Source organism: Lactobacillus kalixensis DSM 16043 (assembly GCF_001434335.1).
Classification (GTDB): domain Bacteria; phylum Bacillota; class Bacilli; order Lactobacillales; family Lactobacillaceae; genus Lactobacillus; species Lactobacillus kalixensis.
In genome coordinates this window covers 25,762-36,636 of record NZ_AZFM01000019.1, presented here as the reverse complement: position 1 = coordinate 36,636, position 10,875 = coordinate 25,762, and the positions used below count along the sequence as shown (strand labels likewise).

9 protein-coding genes are annotated in these 10,875 nt (G+C 35.5%); 7 read left to right on the top strand and 2 right to left on the bottom strand.

What is annotated here, in order from left to right; all coding sequences use genetic code 11:
- The first annotated feature begins 139 nt into the window (after positions 1–139).
- The 6 genes from FC46_RS06515 to FC46_RS06490 all read left to right on the top strand — a co-directional run bounded on the left by FC46_RS06515 (position 140) and on the right by FC46_RS06490 (position 5,926).
- Complete coding sequence (locus FC46_RS06515) at positions 140–835, top strand: hypothetical protein (RefSeq protein WP_057799010.1); 696 nt, start codon at positions 140–142, stop codon at positions 833–835.
- Positions 836–859: 24 nt separating this feature from the next.
- On the top strand, positions 860–1,486 hold the full coding sequence (locus tag FC46_RS06510) for a zinc-ribbon domain-containing protein (protein ID WP_057799008.1): 627 nt from the start codon (positions 860–862) through the stop codon (positions 1,484–1,486).
- 124 nt (positions 1,487–1,610) lie between these two features.
- Positions 1,611–2,534, top strand: a complete 924-nt coding sequence (locus FC46_RS06505) for a zinc ribbon domain-containing protein (RefSeq protein ID WP_057799006.1) — start codon at positions 1,611–1,613, stop codon at positions 2,532–2,534.
- 18 nt (positions 2,535–2,552) lie between these two features.
- Positions 2,553–4,163 carry a zinc ribbon domain-containing protein gene (locus FC46_RS06500; RefSeq protein WP_057799004.1) on the top strand — a complete coding sequence of 537 codons (1,611 nt, stop codon included), beginning with the start codon at positions 2,553–2,555 and terminating at the stop codon, positions 4,161–4,163.
- 16 nt (positions 4,164–4,179) lie between these two features.
- Positions 4,180–4,839 (top strand): zinc ribbon domain-containing protein, encoded by a 660-nt coding sequence (locus FC46_RS06495; RefSeq protein WP_057799002.1) that lies wholly within the window; start codon positions 4,180–4,182, stop codon positions 4,837–4,839.
- A 223-nt stretch (positions 4,840–5,062) separates the two neighbouring features.
- Positions 5,063–5,926 (top strand): GRP family sugar transporter, encoded by an 864-nt coding sequence (locus FC46_RS06490; protein WP_057799001.1) that lies wholly within the window; start codon positions 5,063–5,065, stop codon positions 5,924–5,926.
- 67 nt (positions 5,927–5,993) lie between these two features.
- On the opposite strand, the gene FC46_RS06485 is transcribed toward FC46_RS06490, so the two are convergent.
- Complete coding sequence (locus tag FC46_RS06485) at positions 5,994–8,375, bottom strand: Xaa-Pro dipeptidyl-peptidase (protein ID WP_057798999.1); 2,382 nt, start codon at positions 8,373–8,375, stop codon at positions 5,994–5,996.
- A gap of 147 nt (positions 8,376–8,522) precedes the next feature.
- Between FC46_RS06485 and FC46_RS06480 the strand changes: the two genes are divergently transcribed.
- Positions 8,523–9,371 carry an alpha/beta hydrolase gene (locus tag FC46_RS06480; RefSeq protein WP_057798997.1) on the top strand — a complete coding sequence of 283 codons (849 nt, stop codon included), beginning with the start codon at positions 8,523–8,525 and terminating at the stop codon, positions 9,369–9,371.
- Between the two features lie 56 nt (positions 9,372–9,427).
- On the opposite strand, the gene FC46_RS06475 is transcribed toward FC46_RS06480, so the two are convergent.
- Positions 9,428–10,585 carry an SLAP domain-containing protein gene (locus tag FC46_RS06475; protein ID WP_057798995.1) on the bottom strand — a complete coding sequence of 386 codons (1,158 nt, stop codon included), beginning with the start codon at positions 10,583–10,585 and terminating at the stop codon, positions 9,428–9,430.
- Positions 10,586–10,875 lie beyond the last annotated feature (290 nt).

The following is a 10,875-nucleotide window of genomic DNA, read 5'->3' as shown; positions in this document are numbered from 1 at the left end:
TATCTAAAAATATCAGGTCTAATCCTAGACGGAGCTTGACTTTACGTAGAAAAATAATACTGATTTAGTTAATGATGTTAAAGAAGACCTTAATAACAATAGTCTAACTGTAAAAAAGAATAGTGCTACCACCTATACTTTGACTAACAAATTTGGAAGCGTTGATGTTGAAGTAGAAAAAGATGATGTTAAGGTTACGAATGACGGAACAACGATAACTGCTAAATCCGAATTGAAAAATAAATTCTCACAATATAAGAATCAACTTGGTGAGATGACCCGCAATATTAGTGAGGACAGTGCGCCTGATGATCCTGAAAATGATAGTTCTTCAAATAATGAAGTAAATACTGATAAATCTGATGACGCTAGCAAAGCGGATGGTCAAGGAAATGGCAACAAGGCAAATCAAGTTTTTGATGATCATGAAATGATTGTTGCTGCTCTTGTAGATGATGCCAAAGCATCGTCTACATTAGGGAAAATCAACTTAATAAAATCGACAATCCAAAAAGATCAAAGTAGTGATCCAAAGAAAATTCCAACGGATGATTATATTAATGGATTCTATCGTGATAAAAATAGTGTTAACATCGCCTACAATCTTAGTACATCAAGTTACAAAAAATATTATTTAAATGATGATAGTGATCGCATTAAAGTTAAGTGGGGTGGCCCTGGAAGAGAAAATATGCCTAGTATGTACAAATCGAAAAAAGATCTGATGAAAAAATATGGAGCATATAAAGAGGATATTGATCAAATTCTACGTGGGATACAGTATAACAAAAGTCATTCAAAGGAAGTATTTCAAAGAGTGACTAATGGACAATAGATAAAATTGTGGCAGGAGTTGAAGATGAATAAATTTTGTTCAAATTGCGGGCAGCCTTTAGATTCTAATGAGAAGTTCTGCTCACATTGCGGTCAAAAAGTACGCGTAAATGTTAGTAATCAAAATGTCCCGAAAATAAATGATAAGAAGCTTCAGAATAGTAGAACTATTAATAAGTTTACGATTGGCATCATCATTTTTATGGTTTTTGCTATTGGGTGCAGTGTTTTTGTCTTCAGACATTTTCAAATGAATCAGGACACTCAGATCACGGTTAATAAAATGTCTAAAAGAAAATTAGCGGGATTAGCTGTTGAATATGCTCATTTGAATTATCGAGACAATAAAGCATGGAATCAAGCTTATAAAGAAGCGATAAATGGCAATATTCATGTAGATAAATACAAAAAATATGTCAATGGCACAACAACTATCTCTGCTAAAAATGGCAATTATGTCTATGTGATTAATAAAAAAGCAATTTTTACGACAGATGATGACAGTCAAAACAATAAAGCGGATATTACTCTAGCTGATGGGAGAAGAGAGCTAGGTAAAGTGAAAACTGTTGATGCATACAATGAGGTAAAAAACAAAAATTGCCTCAATGAATTAAATGAAATTAATAAAGAGAATGTTTCAAATAAATGATTGGCTGTTTTAGTTGAATTGAATGAATTCTGGAGGTGATGGAGTTAGCCGAAAAATATGTAAAAACAGCTGATGAAAATAATTAAAGTGGATTAAAATTTGGGAAAATTTGGAGGAGTAAAACATGAAAACATGTCCTAATTGTGGTTTTAAGATGGAACCTAATGTCAATTTTTGTACCAATTGTGGTGCTGACCTTAGAAAGGTTCAGTTAGATTCAGCTACACAAAGTAGTCATCCCGGTGAATCAATTCAATCAAGCGAAAGTGTTTTAAATTCTGAATCCCAAGTGACTCAAAAAGATTCAGTAGTTGGTTCAATGACTCGTAGTCAGTATCAAGAAGATACAAAGGAGAAGGCACAAAGCGAATTAAAACCAAATTTGGTATCTGAAAAAGCGGTAAATATGTGGCAATGGTTCGTTAATTCATGGAAAAAGCCATTTGCTGAGCAGTCTGCTGAAAAGTGGTATGGCTGGGGAACCTTACTAGTAGAAAATATTTTATTAATCTTGGGATTATACATTTGCATTAACAAGTATACTCAAGAACAATTAGGAAACTATGGTGATGAAGCTGGTGCTGCCGTTCAAAGCACTATTAGTAGTTTCTCAACCTCAGTTTTGTTTGAACTGTTTCTTTACTTTGTGTTAACTATTGCGGCTATGATTGCAGCTGCATATTATGCACACAAGTTTATATATGGTCAAACTGAAAACGTATTTGATTTTATTAATAGAATCGTAAGTTGTGGCAACATTGCAGCTATTTTATACGTTGTTTCTTTTCTTTGCTTAATTATTGGTTCAGAAGATACTTTGAAGCTTGGCTTACCTTTAATTGGGATTGCCATGTTAATTTTCACATTATCCGTTTACACAGTAGTAGTTGGTGACAATGCTCCAGCCGTGCAAGATAAATTTTATGGATTATTAATAGTTGTTATTGCGCAAACATTAGTGATCTTTATTCTTGGAAAAATATTCGGTAATGCGGTATATAACCAGATTCAACAATTAGTTCATACAAGTATAAGTAGTCTGTTTTAACTAAAGAAAGAAATATAGATGAAAAAATTTTGCCCAAACTGTGGAACAGAATTAACCAAAGATATTGATTTCTGCCCAAACTGCGGTTTTCATATAGCAGCTTCTGAGTCGGCATCAAGTTCTAACCAATTAGAGCACTCTGAAGTCCAAATATCTGAAGTACCAGAACCGGATAAAAAAATAGATGAATACAAAGTTCAGATTTTTTGCCCAAATTGTGGTCATGTCCTAAAATCTGGTGCCGAATTTTGTAGCAATTGTGGTTACGATTTAAAGAACAAACAAGCACCAAGTTCAGATAGTACGGTGAAACAAACGAGCAAAATAACTCAGCCCGTACAAATTCAATCGAAATCAATGAAAAAAAGCACGAAGATATTGCTTTCGATAGTTGGCGTTTTGTTAGTTGCATTGATTGGTTTTTATATTTGGGGTAACAGCTATTTCAGCTTAAATAATCAAGTTGATAGAATCACTTCGGGATTAAGTGATCCTAAACAAGATATAAGTAAATACGTAATAGCTGATAGTCAAGATATGAATGTAAATAATAATACCATCAAGCCTTTACAAAATTATTATAAAGAGCATCAAACGACAGTAACCAAGTTGAATACTAACCTAAAAAATGGTGAAGGTAATTCTACAATTCAACTAGTTAAGACTGGAAGGTATTGGTTATTATTTCCTAAATATCAATTAAGAGTAAAAACCTACCAACCACAAGTAGTTACCAATCACAGTAATTCCCAAGTTATTGTTAACGGAAAAAATATTGGACAGTTAAGTAGTAATAGTGATAGGTATTACAAAAAATTAAGTTTGATTTTTCCAGGAAAATATCACGTTGTTGTAAATTCCAAAGTTGCTGGTCGAAACTTATCAGCTACCTCAACAGCTAATATTTGGAGTAATAAAACTTTGAATATGGATATAGCAACTCAAACTTTCAAAGTTAAAAGTGTTCCCAAAGGGGATGTTTATATTAACGATAAAAAAGTTGGTACTTTAGACAGTGATGGTGAAACTACTTTTAAGTCATATCCAATTACTAGAAATATGGAATTGTATGTTATTTACAATAATAACGGAAAGAATATTAAGTCAGAAACAGTAACTGATATGGCTTCAGAGTTCGGAACTTTTAGCTATGGATATTATGATGACGATGATTATTACAACGATGATGCAAGTGATCAATCAAGTAATGATGTTGTCAAAACAAACGATGGATATGTTGTTGAACCTAAATGGAAAGGCGTTATTTCTAATGATGATGCGGAGCAATTAATTGGTAATGCCTTTTCAGATCCAGATGATAAAGACTTTGTTAATGGGTCAGCAAATAAAGATTACAACGACATTAAGAGTATGGAACATTCATGGGATAAGAGCGATAGCATTGACAGCTATGATACAGATGTAGAAATCGTATCAGTTTATCCTGCTAGTGACAAATCATGTAATGTGATATTTAGAGTCACTTACACATTTGATAATGATGATGATACTAGCAAAAAACAAATCATGGAATATACCGGTGGTATTATTCAAAAAGTTGGTAATGTACAAAAGATTAAAACTATCGGTAATGGTAAAGTGATAAGTTCTAAAAATTATGATGATTAGAAAAAGAGGATAATCGATGAGTTTAGATAAGATGGGAACTAATAATAGAAGTATTGCTGATGCACAAGGGAATAAGTTTTCAGTAAGTTTACTATTCTTTTGGATTAAAGGATCAATGTTAATTGATGATAATACAATTCACATTGATATGCCAAACACAGCATTCTTTGGGTTAATACCAACAGGTAAAAAAAGAGAAAATTTACCATTTCAAGCAATTTCTAATGTTTCAACTAATAATTATGTAAAAATTTCTAACGTTGTTTGGGGAGTTATTTTTGCACTTGCAGGATTTGGATTAATGCAAAGCTCAACACCAGGTTCAGATGGTATGGGCTTCCCTGGATTTTTGTTATTGTTAGTTGGCATTATAGTTGCTTTGGCAGGTATTAAAACTGAAGTGATTTTTGAAAGATCTGGTCTTTCTGAGACCATTGCGGTTCCATTTTTTGAAAGTGGTAAACTGAATAACTTTGCAGAAGATGCTGAAAATAAATTGCAAAAATATCAGGTTGATAGAAATAATCGAATTCAAAATCAAGCACAAACTTCACCTAATAATGCTTCTGTACAAGCTAATGCAACAGAAAACGGACAAAAGTTTTGTCCAAAATGTGGAACTCAAGTAACTGCGGAAGCTGCTTTCTGCACAAAATGTGGTTATAAGTTTCAATAATTGATGAATTAAAAAACTTAATTTAGATAAATTTGATAATTAAAGTGTCTGAGAAAAACTAATTTCCAGACACTTTTTATTTAAATTCTGTTTTTAGATGAAATGAACGAAAAGTAAAATGAATAACGGGAAGCTAAAACCTCTTCTTGTATAAAAGCGAATTCATATGTTAGGGTATTAAGGTTTGGGAAATACAATTCAAATTAATATGGAGGGTTTTTATTTGAACTATTTATTTCTGTTTATTCCAGCAATCGGTTGGGGCTTAATGCCACTATTTGTAGCTGGCGTTAAGAAAAGTACGATTTATCACCAAATCTTAGGTTCAGTTCTTGGTGCTTTTATCTTTGGTGCGTTAGTAACATTGATTACACATCCAGCTTTTAATGTAGAATCATTTATTTTTGCAATGCTAGCTGGAGCTGCCTGGGTAATTGGTCAAGTTGGTCAATATTATAGTTATTCTAAAATCGGTGTCTCAGAAACTATGCCAGTTTCAACTGGCTTGCAATTGATTGGTGTTCCACTTGTCGGAGTTGTGATTTTTGGTGAGTGGGCCAGTTCACAAGCTAAGTTATTTGGTTTCCTTGGAATCATCGCTTTGATTATTGGTGTTGCCTTTACTTCAATGACTGATAACGGAACCGCTGAAGGTGATAAGAAGAATCAAACTAGTACAATGATTGTATTAGTCTTAACCACGCTTGGTTACATTACTTCAAGCTCAATTCCTAAGGCTTTGAAGGGTGACGGCGTCATGATCTTCTTAGGTGAAACTATTGGAATGCTTCTTGCTACTTTAGTCTATCTCGCTGTTTCTAAGCAACTTAACGTCTTGAAGGAAAAACAAAGTTATCAAGTAATTCCAGCTGGAATAATCTTTGCAATTGCAGCATTATCTTACATTATTTCAGTTCAAATGAACGGTGTTAACTTAGCATTTGTAATGTCACAATTATGTGTAGTACTTTCTACACTTGGTGGGATCTTCTTCTTAGGTGAAAAGAAGACTAAGCGAGGGTATATCTTTACTGTGATCGGTTTGATTTTGATCGTTGCTGGTGCAGTGTTGACTTCTATTTTTTAATGACAAATGAAAAGAGCAGATATTTTTTTATGAGGATATCTGCTCTTTTGCTACGTATATTTATTTTTTACTTTTGGTAGAAACTAATTTCAGTATTAGCTAAATCAATAGTATAAGTTTCTTCTTCAAGTGGACGCTTAGTCATCCCTTCATCAGTTGAATAGATGATCAAAGCTAATTTTGAGCCAGCAGGGATAGTGTAGTAAGTTGGCTGCAATTCAAAAGTTAAATCAACAAATTGACCAGCTTCAATCTTGCTTGGCTTCTTCATGTCTTCGTAATTTTGCAAGTTCATGTGCGCCTTAGTGATCAATTTTGCCTTTGTCGTCTTATCAGGGACAAATTCTTGCAGAGTATCAGTACCGAAGCGGTAGCCTAATTCTTGCCCGCCACGCATTAAGAACTTAGGAGTAGGGGTCAATCTCTGGCGCTCGCCAAGTTCTACTAAAGCTACTGAAAGTTGTCCCTTAGGTAAGCTGCCGCTTACTCTGACTTTAACTTGTGGTCTACCTACGATTGTAACCGGGTGGATGTATTCTTCAGTAGTGTAGCGCAAACTACGCTTAGCCCATTTTTCTTCACCAGAAATAAACTTGTATTCCCAGTCGCTTTCAGAAATTTTTGCTTCCTTAAAGTCTTTACCACCAACATCAACGAAGCTTTGCTTTTCTTGTCCATTGCCGTCTTTGTATAAGTCATGATCATCAGTTGGATAGTAAGTAACTTTTTGACCGATTTCATTAGCCCAGTCTTCTTCTTCGTGCCATTTATCAGCATGTAGGTTATCTTGAATCATAGCAGTTGGCCATTGGTTATAAGCATTATTTTCAACATCTAACAATTCATGGCAGAACCACAAGTTCATCAGGTCAGTGAAGTCGATTGAGACCAAGTTGTTCATGTTGTAGTGCGGACCTTGATGTAAGAAAAGGTGGTGCTTCATTGGCAAATTCTTCACTAGCTGCCAAATCTTGTAAACATTCTTAGGCTTAACATTCCAGTCGTTAAGGCCGTGAACGCTGACCCAAGAACACTTGATACCATCAGCGTGGTGGCGGTAGTTTCTAGCTTCCCAATAGTCAGAATATTGACCAGTTGTACGATCTTCGTGTTCAAGTAATTCTTTTTGCATAGCATCATACTTAGGCTTGATCTTAAGATATGAACCAGCATCCCAGAGATTGGATTGGCAAGTTTCAGCTAAAAGATCAAGGTCTTCGCCTTGGCATGCTTCAGGGGCAATGACCAAGCCATGTTCGCGGTAGTAGTCATACCATGATGAAATTGCGGCTTCAGAAACAACGGTCTTAAGTCCGGCAACGCCAGTAGTAGCGACAGCGATTTGCAAAGTGCCGAGGTATGAACGGCCAGTCATCCCAATATTGCCGTTGCACCAATCAGCTTTAGTTTCATGTTGTCTGGTGCGGTCGGTATAGGCAATGCGGTCACCGTGAAGCCATTCGATTACTTCTTTGGCAGATTCGTTTTCTTCAGGAGCACCAGTAATTCTAAGGCCGTCACTGCCGCGAGTTCCGATTCCACCTGCAAATACTGAAGCAAAGCCGCGGGCTAAGAGATATTCGTTTAATGGGTAAGAAGACTTGTGAACTGCTTCTTCGGTTGCATTCTTGTCTTCAGTGCCAGGCTTTTGCGCTTTAACAGTAGGTGAAGCTTCATATTTAGGATTTGTCCATTCGATTGCGTCTGACAAGTTTTCGTCAACGTTGTGATTTCTCTTTTCGTTTGCAATAATCCCGCCGAAGTATGGACTAGCAGTGTAGAGAGCAGGGACTTTAAGATCACCATCGGATTCTTTAGGACGGAAAACGGTAACTTGGATCAAGTCACTTTTACCGTCGCGATCAGTATCAAGGTCACTTTCAACGTAGACAACTTCACGAATTACCTTGTTGGTATCGAAGACTGGAAGTGACTTTCCGTTGAAGTACATAAACTTGTTTTCACCCCAGAATTTGGTGAAGTATCCTTTACCTGCCATCACATCGATTAAGAGTTGGCCGTTCTTAGCACGGGTGTTGAGTAAACGATAAAAGGCTGAAACAAGCTCTTCAATATTGTTAATGTCGGTTGCAACAGGAAGGGCTTGCTTTTGCATAAAGCCAGTTGGGTTGTCTAATTGGTAGTCATAGCCAACATGATAACCAAGTAGTTGCAAGGCAACGTTATAAAATTGTAGGCTGCTAATTTTATCCGGATTTTCCTTTAAGAAATCAGCTAAAGTTTGTGTGTTATCAACTGCAAATTCAGCGAGCTTTGCTTTTTTTGCCTCATCGGTTTTTGCTTCAGCGATTACATTGCCGACTAATTTTGCAAGTAAATCGCCAAAAGACCAGTCTTGATAGTTTTTTGGTAAGAAATTGATTGCCAAAAGTTCTTTCACTTGGTCAGAATGATTAGTGTCAACGTAAGCGTATTGGTTATATTTCATAGGAATCGCCTTTCTAATAAACTTCTTAGATTCTAGTTTACTAGTTTATTCGTAGATAGGGAACTGTAATGGATAAGTATAGGTAAAAAATATTTTGCTTTTTGCCAGCTAGTACATACAATAAAAGAAAACAGATAGGAGATAGAGATGAAGAAGAGATTCTGGATTGTCTTTGTTGCTTTTTTTGCATTGATACTATCTGCATGTCAAAGCAATAAAGATACTAGCGCTAAGAGAATTACAACGATTAAATCAACACCAACTTTGTTTTTTCACGGCGGGGGTAGTTCATATCACGCTGAAGAGCACATGGTTGATGCTGCTAAAAAAGCTGGAGTGACTGACTCTGTAATTAGAGCAGAAGTCTCTCCAGCTGGAAAAGTTACTTTAATTGGAAGATTTAAAAAGAATGCTAAGAACCCAATTGTTGAAGTAAATTATCAAAATAACCGCCAGCTTGATTTTAAAAAGCACGGCGTCTATGCCACTAATGTAGTTAAGGCTTTGCAGAAATCTTATGGGATTAAAAAGATCAACATGGTGGGGCATTCATTAGGAAATATTTCGATTATTTACTACATGCTACAAAATGGTAAGAACAAGAAGATGCCGCAATTGCAAAAGCAGGTTGATATGGCAGGGCACTTTGCTGGGCTTAACTTCGATGTTCCAGCAGATATTAGACAGCCAGCCGGACTTAAATTAGATGCATCAGGCAAGCCAAATAAGATGAATGCCACATACAAGCAGATGACGGGAGTTAGAAAGACTTACCCTAAGAATCAAGTGAGGGTGCTCAATATTATTGGTGATATTGGCGGCCAGACTGACGGGACTGTACCTAATGTGTCATCACTATCACTTAAGTATTTAGTTGCTGATAGAGCGAAGTCTTACCGAGTTGTGAAGTTTTCTGGAAAATTGGCACGCCACTCGAAGCTGCACGAAAATCCAGCAGTGGATCGAACTTTAATTAAGTTTTTATGGGATAAGTAGATCAAAATAAGCGTACGAAAATTGATTCGTGCGCTTATTTTATGAAAAATATTCAATTATTTTTGAGTAGCTGCTTTAGCTTGTTCTGGTGTGTTTGATGGGGTTAATGCAACGCTATCGGTATAAAATTGAACGTCATTAGCTTTTACATATGCATTATTTCCTACATTAATGGAACTTGTAGTGCCAGTAGCAGAAAATGTATTTTCTACCAAATGATAGAAAAGTTCAGCTTTATTTTCACTTGGAACCCAAATATAAATTAATTTATCTACCTTAAAAGGAGCTCCTTGCTTTCTAATTTTTGCACCATTATGATTTTGCACGGTTCCATCAGCATTATATACATCAGTATCTTGAGTAAATTTAATTCGTGAACTCTTAGTCTTGAAGTAATTTTGAACAGGAATATCTTTAGCTGCCTTAACGTCCCGATTATAGATCCAATAATTGGTTCCCTTAATGTGATAAATTTCTAATTCCCAATCGTCATCACCCTCTTGACCAGTATTAGCACGGGTTCCTTGTTCTAGACGATCAACCACAAATTTATCACCCATTTTAGCTGTCTTGCCAGAAGGTTGAACTGCATCTTTATCAGGAACTTCTACATAAAGGTCAGCAGTTTTAGCAGTTACTGTAACTGTTGTTTCCTCTGATGAATTAGTATTAGTATTACCACTGTTGTTGGTTGTACTATTAGGATTCATTACAGTATTAACTTTTACTACTTGGCCTAAGTTATATGACTTCACATATTGCTTGCTAGGTCCGCCTACTCTAAAGTAGTGTTTGCCATTCTTAAACTTGTAAGAACCACCATAAGTAGTAATAGTTTGTCCCTTGTATAACTTCCACTTGTTTTGATAGCTAGTACGACGAGTTGAAGTGCTGTAGATGTAAGTATTATGGGTAATAGTTCTAGTTACACCATCAATATTAGTAGCCTTCAAATATTGATCCTTGTCAGCTACTTTGTAGTAAAGACTACCATTAATACTTACTGGATTAGCTACCAACTTTGCATAAGTAAAGGCATTGTATTTTACGCCTGTACTGTTTCCATCTTTATCATAAGCTACAGCAGTATGCATAATGATTTTGTTTGTAACGTTAGTATCTGCAGCTTGAACAGGGTTAGAGCCATAAAAGGCCAGAGGGCTGAGAGCCATAAATGCTGCAGCGGAAATTAATATTAATTTGTTTTTCTTCATTATAATAATCCTCGTATTTCAAATTCTTTGCACCACCATTATTACCCCCCCGAAAAATAAGTCAACGATGTTGATTTAATAATTTTTTCTATTAATATTTGCAAAAAATAGACCTGATCCGGAAGTTTTAGATCAGGTCTTGGTACATAGTGTTTTTAGTAACTATGATATTCATTTTAACTGCTAGAAGAACAAACAATACAGGATACATAATCTGATATAGATGAAGCACTCAACTAAAAAGAAAAACGATTAATAATTGAATTTTATACAGCTTGTATCATATGGGC